Below are 17761 nucleotides of genomic sequence, written 5' to 3' on the forward strand. Positions count from 1 at the left end.
TCAAACTCTCTATCCACATGAATGAGAGCCTTTTTAAGGCACGCTAAAACTGCGTGCCTAGTGAGAAGTGAACTCGGAATTGGTCTCCTTGAGGAGCATCTAACCCGTAAGCAAAATCCACTTTGACGGGCATGTATTTTGAGTTCCATATCAAACTCAACCCTGTTCCACTTTTCCAATCCACGCTATCGTTGAAGGCATCACCAACATCGTAAAATGCACCAAGCCATAGTCGGTGGTAGACCTGATATTGATATTCCAAACCAGCAGTGAACATGTAACGGGCACCTGTTAAATCGCCATTTTCATCTCTCGGAGAGATAGACTCATAACCATAACCACGAAGGTTGCCATCACCGCCCGCAAAGAAGCGTAATGATGAGGGGATATCACTCAGAGCGTCAGCGACATTGATACCAACATTCGAACGAAAGTGAAACTTATGTTTTTCGCTGATATCCCACGACAGCACACTGTTGCCTTCAATACGCAGCAAACGAGAATCCGAGAAAAAGTTCGGATCCGAGTATTCCAATGAGTAAACGTGACGGTGTTTTATTTCTAATTGATCATTCTTGCGATCAAGCAATGAAAACGTTACTCCCGGCAATAGCATCTGTGAGTCGTTATTTTCCGACGCTTGTTGATAACGCTCTTGCAAATAACGAACGTGCATAGTGCTTTGCCAATCACTGTCTAGCTGCCAATGCTTTTCAAACGACAAATCATTGGAAAAACTCGACGTATCACGATAGTCGACATGTTTAGATTCAAACTGAATACCGTAGTAATCCGTCAGGACATTTTGGGTCGGAATTTTGTAGCCAAGCAATAGCGACTGTTCCGCTTTTGACGCGTACGCTTGTGTCTCAAAGCTATGTCCTCGCGTGTTGTACCATGGCTTGGTCCAATTCAACGAAGCGCGTAATCCCAAGTCCGTCGAATATCCACCACCGACTTGCACGATATTTCGTGCGTTTGGCTCTGCAATCACTTCTATCGGCACCTCAAGGGTATTGGATATCCCATCAAAATCCGCTTTCACAATGACACTACGAAACCAATTGGTCTCCGAGAGATTTGTTTGATATTGGTTCAATTTCAAGGTGTCGAAACCGTCCCCCCGCTCAAACGTTCGCATCACTTCTATTCGAGCTGGCTCAATACCCGATGTTGGTATCGATAACGTACCAAACTGGTAACGAGAACCACTCGAGAAATGTAGGTTCACATTTGCTTGACTCATGCTCGGGATGACTTCCAAAGACGATTCGATAAAGCGCCCATCCAAGTAACCTTTTTTCTGGGCTAATGAAGTCAATTTTCGTTTCAGCGTATCGTACTCAGAATGCAGTAGCGGCTGCCCTTGTTTAAGTTGGGCTTGATTGACTAACTCGAGGAAATCTTCATCGTTTGAGGCTTCACCAGATACGACGATATTAGATTTAGCTACCAACACGACCTCACCAAGTTCCACATCTAATAAAATGAGATCGTTTGGCTCTCTCTGAACACTGAGCTTAGAATGGTAGTAGCCATAAGGGTTCAATGCTGACCGAACCAACTTCCTGAGCTGACTTACGGGAATGTCGTTTGCTGAAGTATTCGCTAACGGCATGAGGTAATATTCCAGATTACTCTCTAGCGGTTTAGATAAACCTTGAATAGTAAATTCTGCAGCCAATACGTCCCCAAAAGGTATGAAGACGCATACAGAAATTCCAACGAGTTTTTGGACGAGAGAAGCCACAAATCTGCCTTAGCGGGTTTGACACCCAACTAGGCTAATCGCACTCAAGAAATCACGTTAATCGTGTATGTAGGATTAACTCCTACAAGTTTAGATATAACGCTTAAAACTCACGTAGGAGCGACACCAGCTTCTAAATCCAGTCCATGGATTAACATGAAACAACTTAAATAAACTTTAGTTACGCACACCGATTAGGCGCAGATTGACATTGTCCGTCTGTGCATCATCAGTAATAACCGGATAAGACGTATCAGTAATGAAACGAAGCTGACCATCTACTTCAATACGCGCACTCACACTGTAACGGTGGCGAGCTTCAATTTTGTTAGTATCGTAAGCGAGGTCAAACTCGAAAGGAACTTGCGCACCATTGGTTTCAAAACGATGTTTAGCGATAACTTTTGCTGGAGCGTCCGCCAATGAGACATCTTGTAGAGTCACTGTCACCACTGCATTATCCGGCAACGCAATGCGCTCACGGTAAGCAAGTGTGCCTGTCACTGAATCCACTCGTGGTTGCTCTTGTTTCTCTGAAGATTGGCAGCCAACCAATACTGCACCTAGTACCACTGACATTACTAACGCTAGTGCCTTTTTCATAAAGCCTCTCTATAACTAATTAAATTCACGAGGATTATAGAAGGCTATTATATGAATGTCATTGTACGCTAACGATTACTGACAAAGTTTTGACTATGCTAGTTCTATGATGACAATTAAAATTTAAACAGCTGTTTTATTTGTCAGTAACTGCGTAAAATGGGTCTCAAATATGGTATTAGAAGGTCACAAATATGAGTAAACCTCTAAACGAGTTGTTGAATTTATTGCAATTAGAAAAGCTTGAAGAAGGACTTTTTAGAGGTCAAAGCGAAAACCTCGGGCTACCACAAGTTTATGGTGGTCAGGTTATCGGTCAGGCATTATCAGCGGCTCGCTACACCGTTGATGCGGATCGTACGGTTCACTCATTTCATAGCTATTTTCTCTATCCGGGTAATCCCGAGAAACCTATTATTTACGATGTGGAAAACCTACGCGATGGTCGTAGTTTCAGTACTCGTCGTGTTAAAGCGATTCAAAATGGGCGTCCAATCTTCTACCTCACCGCATCTTATCACGGCGAAGCACCGGGGTTTGAACATCAAAATGTGATGCCTGATATCCCAGGGCCAGAGCACTTTGCGTCAGAGTCAGAGCTTGCTGGCCGCATTGCTCATTTGCTACCAGAAAAATTGCAGAAAACGTTTTGCGGAGAAAAACCTATCGAAATGCGACCGGTTACAGTGGTGAATCCGTTGAAACCTGAAAAAGCGGATCCCAAGCAATATCTTTGGATAAAAGCCAACGGCAAAGTACCGGACAACCAACTTATCCATCAATATTTATTAGGCTACGCATCTGATTGGGGCTTCCTTGTCACTGCGCTACACCCTCACGGTGTCTCTCTGATGACACCGAAATTCCAGGTCGCTACCATTGACCACTCCATTTGGTTCCACCGACCATTTAAAGTCGATGACTGGCTTCTCTATGCGATAGAAAGTCCAACTGCAAGCAATACACGGGGACTGGTCCGTGGCGAAATATACAATCGTAATGGCGATCTTGTTGCTACCGCAGTACAAGAGGGTGTGATGCGTTTTACCAGCTAAAGCCATTAAGCCTCCTGCGGGAGGCTTTTAATCGCTGCAGATCGGCAGAGCCGTGGTGTATTTTAAAGGTTCCATGGCAAAAGTAGATGTCACGTTAGAAATACCTTCCACTGAGTTGACCAGTTTTTTGTAGAAGCGATCAAAACACTTCATGTCCTTCACTAAGACTTTCATCATATAGTCGTATTCACCCGCCATTCGATAAAACTCCATCACTTCAGGGAACTCAGAAGCGGTTGAAACAAAATGGCTGTACCATTCATGGGAATGGTCACTGGTTTTTATCAGTACGAAGGCCGTGAACGACAAATCCAATTTCTCGGGATTGAGTAGTGCAACTCGCTTTTGAATAACCCCCATCTCTTCTAGCTTCTTCATGCGCTTCCAACATGGTGTCGTTGTTAGATTGACTGCGTCTGCCAGTTCATTGAGAGACAATGTTCCATCACTTTGTAATAGATCGAGTATTTTTCGGTCAATTTTGTCTAATTCGATATCCATAGAATCACATTTATAGAATTATTTTCTCCAAATAAAGCAAAACGGAGTAAAAAAAGCAAAGTTTTTCTCCCTAATAATCGCTACATTAACGCTATAACGATTCTAAGGAGAAACCCTATGTGTACCGACCATAACTGGATTAACAATGCTGTACGAAAAATCGAAGCAGACTATCAGCGCAGTGCTGATACACATCTGATTAAACTCGATTTGCCAAGTATCGAAGGCGTTGATATTTATCTAAAAGATGAAAGTACACATCCGACAGGTTCTCTAAAACATCGTCTCGCTCGCTCTCTATTCCTTTACGCGATTTGTAATGGTTGGGTGGGTCCTGAAACCACGATTATCGAATCTTCTTCAGGTAGTACCGCGGTTTCTGAAGCTTATTTTGCTCGCCTACTTGGCCTGCCATTTATCGCTGTGATGCCTAAATGTACCGCACGCAAAAAAATTGAGCAGATTGAATTCTACGGCGGTCAAGCCCATTTGGTTGATCGTTCTGATCAGATCTATGCAGAATCTCACCGCCTAGCTCAAGAGTTGAATGGGCATTATATAGACCAGTTTACCTACGCAGAACGAGCAACAGACTGGCGTGGTAATAACAATATAGCCAACTCGATCTTTAGTCAGATGGAAATGGAAGATCACCCAGTACCAACTTGGGTCGTAATGAGTCCGGGTACGGGGGGAACTTCAGCTACAATTGGGCGCTTTATTCGCTACCAACAACACGACACTAAGCTCTGTGTTGTTGACCCTGAAAACTCAGTGTTCCATGAGTATTTCAAGACAGGTAACAAAAATCTGACTGGCGATTGCGGAAGCAAAATTGAAGGCATTGGTCGTCCGCGAGTTGAGCCGAGCTTTATTCCTGGTGTTGTTGATGAGATGCGCACTATTCCTGACGCAGCATCCGTCGCAACGGCGCACTGGCTAGAAAAAATCCTAGGTCGTAAGGTCGGGGCATCAACTGGTACAAACTTATACGGTGTACTCCAGCTAGCCTGCGAAATGAAAGCCCGTGGTGAAAAAGGTTCGATTGTGACGCTACTGTGTGACAGCGGTGAACGTTATTTAGATACATACTACAACGCCGAGTGGGTTGAAGAGAACATCGGTGACCTTCAGCCATACATAGCCAAACTTGAAGAATTCGAGGTCACTGGCCAATTAAGCTAGCCTAATACGATAAAAGTCAAAGCCCCGTTCACTCTACGCGTAACGGGGCTTTTTTGTATTCACTCAGGTTGATTAACCCTTGTTTTGGCGCGCTTCAAACGCAGCTAGCTGCTCAGGCGTTGCTTTGGGCTGGTGGTTTTGTTTCCACTCATCGTAAGTCATGCCATAAACGCGTTCACGTGCATCATCGATATCGAGATCGATCCCTTGGGTATCTGCTTCAGCCTTGTACCATTTGCTGAAACAGTTACGGCAGAAACCAGCCAGAATCATTAAATCGATGTTTTGTACGTCTTTGTTGTCATCTAGATGCGCGAGTAAACGACGAAAAGCCGCAGCATCCAGTTTGTCTTGCTGCTCTTGAGTGAGGTTTTTGTATTTAAATTCAGCCACTTTACTTACCTTAGTATGATTTTTAGCTAGGCTAAAAATACTACCAAGCATTGACAGCTTTAGACAATACAAAAACGCCCAAGCTATGAGCTTGGGCGTTAAACTTTAACGGTTAGGTATCGGTATTAGCCTTGAATACCAACGATTAGCCATGGCGCATTTGGTGTGGTTAAATCACGCTCTAAGTGCCAGATATCTTCGATGTTCTCTTCAATACCTTCTACGGAGTCACGGTAACGACCACTAAACTGTAAGCTTAGTTGCGCTTTGCTTGCATCATAATCCGCACGCACGATTTCAGCATCAACATACATCACATCGGTATGTTGCTCTCCACCGAGTTTCTCACGTTCTGATTTCAGATCTTCAAATAAGCTTGGAGAAACATACTCTTCAATCGTATCTAACTGGTTGTGGTTCCAAGCACCTTGAAGGATACGGTAGTGTTCACGAGATCCATTGATAAAGGCCGCTTGGTCGAAACCCGGTGGGTAGTTATGAGGAACATCACTCTGAGTACCAAAACCACCGCTTTGTGCACCTGACTGAGGCTGCTCGAAATTATGTACATTTGGTTGTTCAAATTTAGGCGCAGAACCTCCGAATGCAGGCTGCTGACGATGCTGATTCATACTGCCCTGCTTTGCCCCAAGCATGCCACGCATAAGTTTGAAGATAACAAAAGCAATCAAACCGATGATCAAGATATCCATGAATTGGATACCTTCAAATGCACCACCAAAGAAGGCAGCAAGCAGTCCACCAGCTAACAAGCCACCAAGTAGGCCGCCCATCAAACCTTTCTTGGTTGAGCTTTGAGTCTTAGTTGTTTGATCTTTACCAATAGTATTGGTGTTTTGTTGTTGCTGTTTCGGCGCAGGCGCAGTTTTAAGACTTTTGCCGAATGATTTTCCGCCACCTAACTTCTTTGCCTCGGCAATCGGCGTGATAGCCACTGAGACCATAAGTAGAGCAACGAGAGAAAAGAGCCGTTTCATATTCTTCCTTTCAAGTTCGTATCGAGGTATTGAATTTTTATTTATTATGTCATCTTACCCTCAGCGGAACTAGATTCATACAAAAACGTCGGCGCGACATGTATCAGAATATTGCAAATTGTCCTTAGCAAAGTTGCGCTATAGGCATTGGCTCATTAGAATATTGAACAATGTTCATTTTAGATTATTCACCATGGCAAGAAGAAACGATCACACTCGCGAAGAACTCATCGCCCTTACACTATCAACGGTAAAGGCGTTTCTCACGACCAATTCGTATCATGAGCTTAGCTTGCGTAAGATCGCAACCATGATTGGTTATGTACCGAGTACTCTGGTCAATGTGTTCGGAAACTACAATTTACTGTTATTGCATGTCGTAGCGCAGACCTTAGACGAGCTATCATCTGAAGCCAACCATGTCGTTAACGGCAGTAAAGATAACCGGTCAGCACTGTATGAACTGGCCTATTGCTATCATGACTTTGCACTTCGCCATCCAAATCGTTGGCAACTTATCTTCGAGCACAATATGAATGGCGAGACGCTGCCGGAGTGGCAAGCACAACGAATTAATGCCATGACTGGTATGCTAGAACACCTGTTACAAGCACTTGCCCCTCATCGCAGTGAAGCCGATGTGCTAAAAGCAAGTCGCGTGCTTTGGTCAGGTGTGCACGGTATTACGCTACTAAGCGTCGATGACAAGTTCTTCAGCGATCAGCCTATCGATGGCAAGGAGTTGATCGAGAATTTGCTCTCAAACTACCTGACCAATTGGTAACATCCTAAATGTTAAGGATCACTAATGTCTGATAGCCAAAGCTCTTTACTAAGGCAGAAACGATTTCTGCCTTATTTCGTCACACAGTTTTTCGGCGCTTTCAACGACAACATTTTTAAAAATGTTCTGCTGCTGTTCGTCGCTTTTGCTGGCGCAGGTACCTTACCCATTTCCAGTGATTTATTCATCAATCTCGCGGCAGGTCTGTTTATTCTGCCCTTTTTCCTTTTTTCAGCCTCCGCGGGTGTATTGGCTGACAAATATGAGAAATCTTGGTTTATTCGCAAGGTTAAACTCGCTGAGATCGGCATCATGTGTTTAGGGGCAATCGGCTTTATCACCGAAAGTTACACTATACTGCTGATACTGCTGTTCTTGATGGGTACGCAATCTGCGTTTTTCGGTCCGGTAAAATATGCGCTTCTGCCTCAGCAACTCAAACCCAATGAGTTAGTCCCAGGCAACGCTTTAGTCGAAACCGGCACATTTCTCGCGATTTTAATCGGCACTCTTGGAGCGGGGGTTATCGCCTCTTCTGAAAGCGCCAAATACGTCGCGGCAGCGTCCGTCGTGATCTTCGCGCTGCTTGGCTACCTCGCGAGCCGTTCTATTCCTGTAGCACCTGCCAGTGCGCCAACGCTCGAGTTCCGTTGGCAACCAATCAAACAAACCAAACAAACCATCGCCATCGCCAAATCAGATCAGACAATCTTCCGCTCATTAATGGCCATCAGTTGGTTTTGGTTTCTGGGCGCGGCATACCTGACCCAATTTCCTAACTTCACTAAGATCTACCTTAATGGCAGTGAAAGTGCCGTCTCATTTTTACTTGCGCTCTTTTCCATAGGTATTGCGCTAGGTTCGCTAGCGTGCGACAAACTCTCAAACCATCGTATTGAAGTTGGTATCGTGCCGCTCGGCAGTTTTGGGATCACCGTGTTTGGCGCATTAATGGCGTTAGCGGTTCCACAACAGTTACCAGAATTTGCTCATTTTTCAGACTTTGTGGCATACCAACCTTTGTGGCCAGTATTTGCATACCTATTTCTACTTGGTGCTTCTGGCGGTGTCTTTATCGTCCCGCTATATGCGCTGATGCAACAACGAGCAAAAGTCGATCAACGGGCACAGGTTATTGCCGCACTCAACATTTACAACTCTCTATTTATGGTCGGTAGTGCCATTCTAGGAATTATTTGCCTATCTGTTATTGGCCTTTCTATTCCTCAGTTATTCTTGCTGCTGGCGGTACTCAACATGTTGGTGGCGACTTACCTGTTTTCTCAAGTCCCTATCTTTGTCGTCCGCTTTCTAGTCTGGATACTTACTCACACCATGTACCGAGTGACCCATAAGAATCTGCATAATTTGCCAGATAAACAGGGCGCTCTACTGGTTTGCAACCATGTCAGCTATATGGACGCTTTGTTGCTCAGCGCCGTTTGTCCAAGGCTCATTCGATTTGTAATGGAAGAAGATTATGCCAATGCACCTCCTTTGCGCCGTTTTCTCAAGCGCGCGGGAGTTATTCCCATTTCGGCAACTAATCGCCGCTCAATAGTAAGAGCATTTTCAGAAGTGGATCAGGCACTGGCCGAAGGACACATTGTCTGTATCTTCCCCGAAGGTCGCTTGACCTCCGATGGTGAGATGAATCCATTTATGCGCGGTATGGATCTGATCCTCAAACGTAGCCCTGTTCCTGTCATTCCTATTGCGCTAAAGGGCATGTGGGGAAGTTACTTCAGCCGTCATAAAGGGGCAGCCTGTAAAGGGTTACCAACGCGATTTTGGTCAAAGATTGAAATTGAAGTGGGTGAGCCGGTTGACCCTAAATCAGCGTCTACGGAGACGATGTTTGAAAAGGTCTCGACACTAAGGGGCGACTGGCGCTAGGTCTATCATAACAAAACACGGCTGTTCAGTTTTTCTGAACAGCCGTTCAAAACATTCAGCTCTATTTATCGCTTTGGGTACGCTACACTTGCGGTTGATCTCAACTCACCAAATCAATAATGAATAAGCTTACCAAACAGTTGCCATTTTGGCTTGCTCTTGCAGTTTGCCTGACCCCTTTTATCACCTCTCCTACTGCACTTGTGATTGGCTTCTTGCTCGCTTCGCTTGGCTTTGTTCCTGCGGAATTCAATCTCGCCAAGGTCACTAAAAAGCTGCTTGCCTACTCGATCGTTGGCTTAGGTTTCGGTATTCAGTTTGAACAGGCCCTAGCGGTAACATCGAATGGTATCGGCCTGATTGTCACCACCATTTTTGGTACCTTGGTAATTGGTTGGTGGGTTACAAAATGGATCGGTCTCAACAGAGAGACGGGGTATCTGATCTCTGCTGGCACAGCCATTTGTGGTGGCAGTGCGATCGCTGCTGTATCACCAGCGATTAAAGCGAGCGATGAACAGATAGGTTTATCTCTCGCGACGGTATTTGTTCTTAACTCTATCGCCCTGTTTATCTTCCCGGTGATTGGTCATGCGTTGAACCTTGACCAGCACACGTTTGGCACCTGGGCAGCCATCGCGATTCATGATACCTCATCCGTGGTTGGTGCCGCGTCTGCTTATGGTGAAGAAGCACTGACAACGGCGACAACGCTTAAACTGGCTCGAGCACTATGGATCATCCCTGTTGCACTGTTCAGCGCGTTTTTGTTCCGTAGCGACTCAAAGAAAGTCACCATTCCATACTTCATCTTGTTTTACTGTGTCGCGATCGCGGTAAGTGATGCCCTCCCCCAATTTGATGCGCTCTATCAGGGCATATTTGACGTAGCGAAACGTGCGTTAGTGGTCTGTTTATTCTTGATTGGCTGCGGTATTTCTGTCGAGAAACTCAAGTCGGCGGGCGCCAAACCACTGATGTTTGGTGTGACTTTGTGGATACTGATTTCAACCACGTCATTAGCATGGCTTACATTGGTTTAACGCTTTTCTGTATCAAGTTCTAGCGATTGACGTTTTTGCTGTTTAGTGCTTGAGGCGATAGTAACAACCAGCAAAAACGCCGAGAGCTCAGCTAATGCCCTGACTAAACCCTCACTTTGCAGGGCAACCGTTATCTGAAGTAACACGGCGATAACCAAGAGTGCTTTCATTGCTTCTTATATCCAATTCCATATCTCAATAGAGGTATTATGAATTAAGGTTATAAGATTGCTAAATTCACATTTGGACTATGAAATGTCGAAATTAACTAAGTTGACTTTCCAGCCACTGTTTAACCTTTTGGCGCGATACTTTTATCCCACCCGCTAACAGTTCCAGTGGCATCTGATAATAGGCCTTCGGCCATTTGAATTTAGTTAGCTTAAGTTGTAACAGTAATTCAATCTCCGCTTGTTCAGGTAACTTTTCACACTGCAATACCGCGACAGGTCGATGTCCATATTCGTCATCTTCGATAGGCACGATAATCGCTAGCTGGATAGCATCTAATTGGTTGAGCACTGCTTCTATTTCCTCACAATGGATGTTCTCCCCACCAGAAATAAATTGGTTGTCCGCTCGACCGATGATCACCAACTCGTCACCTAACCACTGACCAAGGTCTTTACTATCAAACCAGCCATTTTCATCTATTGGCGTCAGTACTCCTTGCTTGTAGTAACCTGAAGCCAGAGTATCACCACCAATGTAAATGCGCTGACCATCCAGTTTTACCAAGCGTTTGGGTAATACGCTCCCCGCACTATAAACTGCGTCTATCTGTTTAGCGGTCACTGTTGAAGCCGCTTCTGTCATTCCATATCCGAGCCAGGTTTCAATCCCGCGCTCAGCGGCTTGCTGGCTTAGTTCCAAAGGGACATGACTCCCCCCCAGTAAAACATGGCTGAGAGCCAGAGTTTCACTACTATCGAGCAAGCGTTTTAGCTGGGTTGCGACCAGTGATGCATGGCTGACATCCGAAATATCTTCGCTTAAATTACCTGTACCTATTTTGAGAGTGGCGCCAGTCGCAAGCCAACGATAGACAATCGCTAAACCAGAGACGTGGTACATAGGCAAACTCAATAACCAAGTATCACCTGGCTGGAAGTGAAATTTTTCAAGTAGACCCTGCGCTGAGGCAAGATGGTGCTGCGATGTATGAGCAACCGCTTTCGGTATGCCCGTTGAACCAGATGTAAATACAATCGAAGCGATAGATTTGTTTTGGTAATGGCTGTGCCAATCTTCGATTTCAAGCTCTGACACTTGAACATGATACCCCGTCGTAGGCACAGGTGTACCTTTATCCGACCATAGGTAAGCATTGTCGGGATTGGGGTACAGGGTTGCCAGTTTGCTTTTAAGCTCACTTTCACTCTGCGGCATAGTAAGCGCACAAATGGCTCCCTGTTCGAGGCAGGCGAGATAGAGCAGCAACAATTGAGGACTGTTCTTACCCACGCAAGTAACTAGGTCGCCAACGGATACGCCTTGTTTACCTAAAGATGCGGCTAGGCGTTGTACTTTTTCGGCGAGTTCTAGCCAAGTGTAACCTTGCTCAGGGGTCTCTAAAGCATACAAAGATGGGCTCAGTTGAGCCCATTTATTGACAGGTGATAACTCTGCTTTCATTCTGACTGCCAAATCAATGCTTGGTCCGACAATGAAGTCAGTGGCAATTCGCAACCTGGCCAAGCAACTTCTAGCTGCTGAGCGAACAAACCCACAGTATCAAGACCTGGTATTTCGTCAGGTAACTGCCAATGTGCCAGTCTAGCCAACTGAGTTAAACCAAGACTTGATTCAATACTCGAACTCACAACCGCTTTGATCCCCAGTTCCTTAGCTCTTTGAATCAACGCGATACAGCGTTCAACAGAGCCAAGTAAAGTCGGCTTGATGACGATCGCTTTAGCACCATTGAGATCTTCAAGCTTAAAATCATCGCGACGAATCGCATGCTGAAGCGTCTCATCCCAAGCGATAGCAATTCCAGTATCAATCGCAAAAGAAAAACTGTCACCCGGCACTTGGCAGGGCTCTTCGATAAAGGCAATACGTCCTCTTAACGAAGGCGCGATCTTCTTAGCAAACTGTTGCGCTTTTTCAGCACTCCAAGCTCGGTTGGCATCTAATCTTAGTGTGAGGTCAGGAATAGACTCCAAAAATAGACTCACTAACATCCCGTCACGAATAGGCTCATACAGCCCGACTTTGATTTTTGCTACTTTCTGACCGCTCATTGCGTTGAGCTTAGGAATGAGCTCATCAGGATCCCCTGAGCAGAGTGGAGCAGCTTGATACACACCGTGCTGTGGAAGCTGTTGCATCAATTCCATTTGCGCCATTGAAAGACCAAACGCAACCGATGGATACAGACCATCAAAATTAAACTCCACGCCTTGTTGCCACAAAGCCAGTTGCTCGACGAGCTGTGAATAGGCTTCATCCATGGTCTCAATACTAAAACCCGCAAGAGGAGCAACTTCACCAAGACCAGTGTCACCGTCAAGCGCTAACTCTACGACAAAACCTTCGCGCTGTTTCAACCTCTGATCACGCAGTATCACACCGCTGTCCATCGGCAGTTCATAGCGATAGAGTTTGGCTGATCTCATAGCAATATCCTTTTCATTATTGATATAAATGTAGCATGCATTGGATATTTCACCCGTTCGTCTGCAAACATCTAGGTTATCGCTTCTACAGCAAGTCGAGGACGTGAAAGATGACGCATCCTCGAATCGCTATCACGATTAGAACTAAGATATTAACGACAAATTATGGGTTGCGTGGAAACTTGTTAAAGTCCGGACGGCGCTTTTCATTGAAAGCATTGCGACCTTCCTGACCCTCTTCAGTCATGTAGAACATCATGGTTGCGTTGCCAGCTAGCTCTTGAAGACCCGCTTGACCATCACAATCTGCGTTCAACGCGGCCTTAAGACAACGAAGCGCCATTGGGCTGTGCTGTAATGTCTCACGACACCAACGTACGGTTTCTTTCTCAAGATCTTCTAGAGGCACCACGGTATTGACTAGCCCCATGTCTAGCGCTTCCTTCGCATCATAGAAACGACATAAGAACCAGATTTCACGAGCTTTTTTCTGACCAACAATACGTGCCATGTATGACGCGCCCCACCCCCCATCAAAGGAACCTACTTTAGGGCCAGTTTGACCAAACTGTGCATTCTCAGCGGCAATCGTCAGATCACACATCATATGCAGTACGTGACCACCGCCTACAGCCCAACCTGCAACCGAAGCGATAACAGGCTTCGGACAAGTACGAATCTGACGTTGGAAGTCCAAAACGTTTAAGTGGTGCGTACCTGAGTCATCTCTGTAACCACCGTAATCGCCACGAATTTTCTGGTCACCGCCAGAACAAAACGCTTTCTCACCTAAACCGGTAAGGATAATAACGCCGACACCTTCGTCATAACGTGCATCGGCAAGCGCGTTGATCATCTCTTTTACCGTTTGAGGGCGGAACGCATTACGAACCTGTGGGCGGGCGATAGTAATCTTTGCGATACCATCTTCAGATTTGTGGTACTGAATATCTTCATATTCACCGCTGCAGTCATTCCAGTGTACTGGTGCGTATAGTTCTTCTTCTGAGATACCGACTGTTTTTGCCATGGTGATTCCTGTTTGTTTACCAATTGACTCAAAACAAACTATACAAAGGTTTGTTTTATTTGAGTTTTAACGATTTCGGCAAAAGCTTGGGGCTGTTCAACATGAACATTATGCCCAGCCTCTGCAACTTGGCTGAAAGACAAACCGCTTCGTTTGGCCAACTGACTAAACTTATCGTCTTTCTCGCCACAAATATAATGTACTGCTACCGCGGATGAGCTGAGCGCATCCAACAAATAATCTTGCTTGGCCAGCGAGGTCGCTAGCATCATGTTTGCCACTTGTGGCCCTAGGTTAGCACTGCGTTTAGCGATCAGTTTTTGTCTTTGCGCATGATTTAGTGAACTAAACACCGCCTGCTGATACCAATCGCTTAGCACCTGTTCAATTGGCTGATTCGTAAAACGTTCAGCCCACTGAACATCGTGCTCCCACCTTGCTGCTCTATCCATTGGGGATGGCAAACCAAAGTTTCCCCCTTCAACAATCAATTGCTGAATATTAAGCCCCGCAAAGTGATTGTTCACCACACCATTCATTGCGATGCGACCACCCATTGAGTAACCAATCAGTACTATAGGTCGATGAGGCTCGAACTGGGTGAGAAGAGTGTCAGATATTTGATCACAACACTCTTTAAAATTGTTACAGCTGTTCAACCCACTCAAGCCATGACCGGGTAAATCAAGACAAACTGAAGGGTAATCACTTAGGTAATCAATTGTCTGTTGCCAATCTTTTCCACAACCCAGTAAGCCATGCAAAAAGACCAGCACTGGCTGTGCTGGGTTATGGGCTAAATGCTGAGAAGCCTGACTATAAAGCATGAATCTGTTGCGTAAATTCTCTTAACTGACGGGAAGCTTGCTCCGCGGGCGTTTGCACTTCGATAACCAATCCACCCACACCATTCTCAACATGGTTGTCGATCAGTTGCTGATATTCCGCCAACGTTTCTGGCTTAGCGTAAGCAAGATGAAACTGTCGAGCGGCATGTTCAAACTCAAAGCCATGGGGCATTTGATACAAAGCTTGTTTTTGTTGCTCTGGAACAGGCAGTAAATCAAAGATGGCACCACCATCATTGTTGGTCACTACGATGACAACCGGTGTTTGCTCATGGGTAAACAGCGCTAATGAGTTGATATCGTATAAAAGCGATGTATCGCCAATGAAGAGAACCGTTGGCTGTTTATTTGCCCGTACCACTCCCGCAGCACTAGCGACTATGCCATCAATCCCTGACGCCCCTCGATTGCTATAAACTTCAACGTCATCAAAACGGGCAAACATATCCAAAAGGCGTACAAACAGACTATTGCCGATAAACAATTGTGCTTGCTTAGGCAGTTGAGGCGCGGTTAGAGCCAAAGCGATTTCAGATAGAGGCGCATCGCACGAGAGATGCAACGAAGCCAAACTATTGACCTGTTCAGAGACAGCACACAACTCATCAGCCCAACCTGAATTCGTTTGAGCAATTGGCGGCAATATCGCTAACAAGTGCGAGATCCAACTCTCTATAGAGGCAAGATGATGCACTTGCATCATATGGCTCGCGTTATTACGGTCGAAACTCGGCGCAACATAGTGATAATAAGCACCAGTGGTTTTGATATGCTTAGCTAACCACTGATTCAGACGCTTCGATACGATGCGCGAACCCAGTTGCAAAACTAACTCACACTGCTGTAAGGCTTCCGATTGATTGCTGTTCTGCAACCATAGATCGTAGTGTGACCAAGCCGAGCTTTGTCCGGACTGTGGGTCACACATGATTGGCCAACCTAGCCGCTCAGCCAACTGTTTGGCAGCAGATGCTTCACTGCGCGTCACACTACCAAGCACTATCAGGCCGTTTCTTCGCGAAAAATCACTGACATTCAGTTGTGGACTCTGCAATGGGTAACTCTTACTCGTAAACGGTTTGTCGCTTTGCCACCACAAGCCCAATTGGTCACTATAGCTTTGGTATAAACACTTAGGTTCAGCGCTATAAAGTGGTTCAGGAAATGGGCAGTTAACATGAATCGCACAGCCCTTTTGCTGTTGCTCAGCCAGCGCTTGGTCGATTGTCGTTAGCACCCAATTGAGTGGAATATTCAACGATGGACTGGGTAGGTCAACCGCACAGGTCACATGGCTAGAAAAGATCCCAAGTTGGTTGATGGCTTGGTTAGCACCACAGCCAACCAGTTCGACGGGTCTGTCCGCGGTAAGCACCACCAGCTTTTCGCCAGTAAGTTTTGCTTCCGCAATAGCGGGAAGAAGATTCGCGACTGCCGTTCCTGATGTCACAACGACAGCGACAGGTTTACCACTTGCTTTCGCAAGGCCTAACGCCAAAAATCCCAGCCCACGCTCATCAAAATGCGTGTGGAGGTTTAGTTGTGGATTTTCATCCGCTTCCAATGTCAAAGGCGTTGAGCGAGAGCCAGGAGCGATACAAATTTCACGCACACCAAATCGGGTCAGTTCTTCAAGTATTACCTGACTCCAAATGCGGTTTATCACTGCTTGATTAGCACTTAAAACTTCCGCGTTCATCTAAGAAGCGACTCCTAACGGTGCGTTATCTGATATCAGAGACAGCAGTGTCGACATTTTTTTATCCAGCTCTTGCCATTCATATTCCGCCACCGAGCCAGGAACAATACCTGCACCGGCAAATAACTGGACATGGTCATCGAGGATCAGGGCGCTGCGAATTGCGACACAAAACTCAGCTCTCTGGTGACTGATAAAGCCCATCGAGCCTGCGTACCAACCACGAGCAAAGGGTTCATGTTGCTGAATAAATGCCATCGATTCTTTGCGCGGCAAGCCCGCAACTGCTGCGGTTGGCTGTAACGCACTCAACAACTGCACGCCATTAACACCTTTATTCAAGTGGGCGTGAATGCTGCGTTTTAGGTGCTGAACCTTACGTAAACGAACTAAGCGAGCCTCTTGTTCCACCTCTACATGTTCAGAGTGCGGAGCTAGACGCTCGATAATATCGTCTACAACATATTGATTTTCATTGAGGTTCTTGCTGTCGTTGGCCAACCAGTTAGCCAGTTCCATATCCTGAGTGGCATTGCTACCTCGTCCGATCGTACCGGCGAGCGCTTCCGTATAAAGTTCCTGATCTTGACGCAGGTAAAGACGCTCCGGCGTTGATCCGATAAAACTATGCTTCCTATCTAACGACAGTAAAAAGTGAAAACTATGGTGATTGTGTAGATAGCTTGATTTTAAAAACTGAGCCGCACATAAGGGCGCATCAAGCGTGACCTCTGTTTTGCGAGCCAAAACCACCTTTTTAAACTCGTTATTGCTAATGCCTGTCAGAACTTTATCTACCAACTCCCCCCACTGACACTTATCAGGCGTATGCTGGATATTTTCGACATGTGCCGTAACGGGCATAAGAGGTTTAACGTCAAGCTGCAACTTGCATAGGCTAGCGAGAGTGCGGTGTTTTTCTGCCGTTAAGTTCACCGCAATAGACCAACTGTTATCAAAGCGAATCAGCTCTATCTGCGGTAGAAAAAAGAACGAAGACATGCAGCGACGATTCTTGCTCGTCTGTCCGTCAAATGAACGCCCTCCCCATATACGCTGCTCTTCAGCCAATATGGCATAAGCGGGCGCAGGGTCGACAAATGTATGTAACTGGCCTAGCGCGACCACTTCTTCACGAGTATCGCGCGATTGCCAATAGAACTGAGGGAAAATCGGCTGAGCCTCAAGCCAGTCGATAAACGCAAAGTCCGGTTTTTCCTCAAGAACTTGAACCAGACGAGTGATACCGTCTCCTGCATCCTTTACGCGTTCGATCAGTTCAGTAACGGCTTGATGAAAATTAGACAAATCAGCCTCGTATGCATGGGGATTGTTATTCATTGTAGGTGGTTACT

The 17761-nt window shown here is 45.9% G+C and carries 17 protein-coding genes; 5 read left to right on the forward strand and 12 right to left on the reverse strand.

Annotation, left to right across the window (positions count from 1 at the left end):
* Positions 1 to 43 precede the first annotated feature (43 nt).
* Both ACQEXT_RS02005 and ACQEXT_RS02010 read right to left on the reverse strand, forming a co-directional pair.
* Entirely contained in the window at positions 44 to 1750 is a 1707-nt protein-coding gene (locus ACQEXT_RS02005; protein WP_426950405.1) for an autotransporter assembly complex protein TamA, read from the reverse strand.
* Between the two features lie 177 nt (positions 1751 to 1927).
* Positions 1928 to 2353, reverse strand: a complete 426-nt coding sequence (locus ACQEXT_RS02010) for a YbaY family lipoprotein (protein WP_138970836.1) — start codon at positions 2351 to 2353, stop codon at positions 1928 to 1930.
* Between the two features lie 194 nt (positions 2354 to 2547).
* Here ACQEXT_RS02010 and tesB point away from each other — a divergent pair, with 194 nt between their 5' ends.
* Entirely contained in the window at positions 2548 to 3408 is an 861-nt protein-coding gene (tesB, locus tag ACQEXT_RS02015; protein WP_331417276.1) for an acyl-CoA thioesterase II, read from the forward strand.
* 27 nt (positions 3409 to 3435) lie between these two features.
* Here the strand turns inward: tesB and ACQEXT_RS02020 are convergent, their stop codons facing one another.
* The gene (locus ACQEXT_RS02020; protein ID WP_171052125.1) at positions 3436 to 3909 is read right to left on the reverse strand and encodes an Lrp/AsnC family transcriptional regulator; all 474 of its coding nucleotides are present in this window, start codon (positions 3907 to 3909) and stop codon (positions 3436 to 3438) included.
* A 117-nt stretch (positions 3910 to 4026) separates the two neighbouring features.
* On the opposite strand from ACQEXT_RS02020, the gene ACQEXT_RS02025 reads away from it, so the two are divergent.
* Complete coding sequence (locus tag ACQEXT_RS02025; RefSeq protein WP_138970834.1) at positions 4027 to 5094, forward strand: PLP-dependent cysteine synthase family protein; 1068 nt, start codon at positions 4027 to 4029, stop codon at positions 5092 to 5094.
* 72 nt (positions 5095 to 5166) lie between these two features.
* Here ACQEXT_RS02025 and ACQEXT_RS02030 read toward each other — a convergent pair whose 3' ends face one another.
* Both ACQEXT_RS02030 and ACQEXT_RS02035 read right to left on the reverse strand, forming a co-directional pair.
* Positions 5167 to 5487: a DUF1244 domain-containing protein gene (locus ACQEXT_RS02030; protein WP_171052124.1), complete on the reverse strand. Its 321-nt coding sequence runs from the start codon at positions 5485 to 5487 to the stop codon at positions 5167 to 5169.
* A gap of 125 nt (positions 5488 to 5612) precedes the next feature.
* On the reverse strand, positions 5613 to 6485 hold the full coding sequence (locus ACQEXT_RS02035; RefSeq protein WP_426950407.1) for a Tim44 domain-containing protein: 873 nt from the start codon (positions 6483 to 6485) through the stop codon (positions 5613 to 5615).
* A 193-nt stretch (positions 6486 to 6678) separates the two neighbouring features.
* Between ACQEXT_RS02035 and ACQEXT_RS02040 the strand changes: the two genes are divergently transcribed.
* From ACQEXT_RS02040 to ACQEXT_RS02050, 3 genes are all read left to right on the forward strand, one after another.
* Positions 6679 to 7269: a TetR/AcrR family transcriptional regulator gene (locus tag ACQEXT_RS02040; protein ID WP_269375988.1), complete on the forward strand. Its 591-nt coding sequence runs from the start codon at positions 6679 to 6681 to the stop codon at positions 7267 to 7269.
* A gap of 24 nt (positions 7270 to 7293) precedes the next feature.
* Positions 7294 to 9165 (forward strand): MFS transporter, encoded by a 1872-nt coding sequence (locus ACQEXT_RS02045; protein WP_426950408.1) that lies wholly within the window; start codon positions 7294 to 7296, stop codon positions 9163 to 9165.
* A gap of 119 nt (positions 9166 to 9284) precedes the next feature.
* Positions 9285 to 10208 carry a YeiH family protein gene (locus ACQEXT_RS02050; protein ID WP_426950409.1) on the forward strand — a complete coding sequence of 308 codons (924 nt, stop codon included), beginning with the start codon at positions 9285 to 9287 and terminating at the stop codon, positions 10206 to 10208.
* On the opposite strand, the gene ACQEXT_RS02055 is transcribed toward ACQEXT_RS02050, so the two are convergent.
* The 7 genes from ACQEXT_RS02055 to ACQEXT_RS02085 form a co-directional block, all read right to left on the reverse strand.
* Positions 10205 to 10378 (reverse strand): hypothetical protein, encoded by a 174-nt coding sequence (locus ACQEXT_RS02055; RefSeq protein WP_426950411.1) that lies wholly within the window; start codon positions 10376 to 10378, stop codon positions 10205 to 10207. The genes ACQEXT_RS02050 and ACQEXT_RS02055 overlap by 4 nt on opposite strands.
* Before the next feature lie 94 nt (positions 10379 to 10472).
* The gene (gene menE / locus ACQEXT_RS02060; protein WP_426950412.1) at positions 10473 to 11843 is read right to left on the reverse strand and encodes an o-succinylbenzoate--CoA ligase; all 1371 of its coding nucleotides are present in this window, start codon (positions 11841 to 11843) and stop codon (positions 10473 to 10475) included.
* Entirely contained in the window at positions 11840 to 12829 is a 990-nt protein-coding gene (gene menC, locus ACQEXT_RS02065; RefSeq protein ID WP_426950414.1) for an o-succinylbenzoate synthase, read from the reverse strand. Before menC ends, menE begins: the two co-directional genes overlap by 4 nt.
* A gap of 163 nt (positions 12830 to 12992) precedes the next feature.
* The gene (menB, locus tag ACQEXT_RS02070) at positions 12993 to 13859 is read right to left on the reverse strand and encodes a 1,4-dihydroxy-2-naphthoyl-CoA synthase (protein WP_269375994.1); all 867 of its coding nucleotides are present in this window, start codon (positions 13857 to 13859) and stop codon (positions 12993 to 12995) included.
* Between the two features lie 38 nt (positions 13860 to 13897).
* Positions 13898 to 14686 carry a 2-succinyl-6-hydroxy-2,4-cyclohexadiene-1-carboxylate synthase gene (gene menH, locus ACQEXT_RS02075; RefSeq protein ID WP_426950416.1) on the reverse strand — a complete coding sequence of 263 codons (789 nt, stop codon included), beginning with the start codon at positions 14684 to 14686 and terminating at the stop codon, positions 13898 to 13900.
* Positions 14676 to 16406, reverse strand: a complete 1731-nt coding sequence (gene menD, locus ACQEXT_RS02080) for a 2-succinyl-5-enolpyruvyl-6-hydroxy-3-cyclohexene-1-carboxylic-acid synthase (protein ID WP_426950417.1) — start codon at positions 16404 to 16406, stop codon at positions 14676 to 14678. Before menD ends, menH begins: the two co-directional genes overlap by 11 nt.
* Positions 16407 to 17714 (reverse strand): isochorismate synthase, encoded by a 1308-nt coding sequence (locus ACQEXT_RS02085; protein ID WP_426950418.1) that lies wholly within the window; start codon positions 17712 to 17714, stop codon positions 16407 to 16409.
* Positions 17715 to 17761 lie beyond the last annotated feature (47 nt).

The organism is Vibrio sp. TRT 29B02 (assembly GCF_050113655.1).
Taxonomy (GTDB): domain Bacteria; phylum Pseudomonadota; class Gammaproteobacteria; order Enterobacterales; family Vibrionaceae; genus Vibrio.

Coding starts and splice junctions, on each gene's coding strand:
- ACQEXT_RS02010 (WP_138970836.1), bottom strand. CDS start 2,353: ATGAAAAAGGCACTAGCGTTAGTAATGTCAGTGGTACTAGGTGCAGTA.
- tesB (WP_331417276.1), top strand. CDS start 2,548: ATGAGTAAACCTCTAAACGAGTTGTTGAATTTATTGCAATTAGAAAAG.
- ACQEXT_RS02020 (WP_171052125.1), bottom strand. CDS start 3,909: ATGGATATCGAATTAGACAAAATTGACCGAAAAATACTCGATCTATTA.
- ACQEXT_RS02025 (WP_138970834.1), top strand. CDS start 4,027: ATGTGTACCGACCATAACTGGATTAACAATGCTGTACGAAAAATCGAA.
- ACQEXT_RS02035 (WP_426950407.1), bottom strand. CDS start 6,485: ATGAAACGGCTCTTTTCTCTCGTTGCTCTACTTATGGTCTCAGTGGCT.
- ACQEXT_RS02040 (WP_269375988.1), top strand. CDS start 6,679: ATGGCAAGAAGAAACGATCACACTCGCGAAGAACTCATCGCCCTTACA.
- ACQEXT_RS02045 (WP_426950408.1), top strand. CDS start 7,294: ATGTCTGATAGCCAAAGCTCTTTACTAAGGCAGAAACGATTTCTGCCT.
- ACQEXT_RS02050 (WP_426950409.1), top strand. CDS start 9,285: ATGAATAAGCTTACCAAACAGTTGCCATTTTGGCTTGCTCTTGCAGTT.
- ACQEXT_RS02055 (WP_426950411.1), bottom strand. CDS start 10,378: ATGAAAGCACTCTTGGTTATCGCCGTGTTACTTCAGATAACGGTTGCC.
- menE (WP_426950412.1), bottom strand. CDS start 11,843: ATGAAAGCAGAGTTATCACCTGTCAATAAATGGGCTCAACTGAGCCCA.
- menC (WP_426950414.1), bottom strand. CDS start 12,829: ATGAGATCAGCCAAACTCTATCGCTATGAACTGCCGATGGACAGCGGT.
- menB (WP_269375994.1), bottom strand. CDS start 13,859: ATGGCAAAAACAGTCGGTATCTCAGAAGAAGAACTATACGCACCAGTA.
- menH (WP_426950416.1), bottom strand. CDS start 14,686: ATGCTTTATAGTCAGGCTTCTCAGCATTTAGCCCATAACCCAGCACAG.
- menD (WP_426950417.1), bottom strand. CDS start 16,406: ATGAACGCGGAAGTTTTAAGTGCTAATCAAGCAGTGATAAACCGCATT.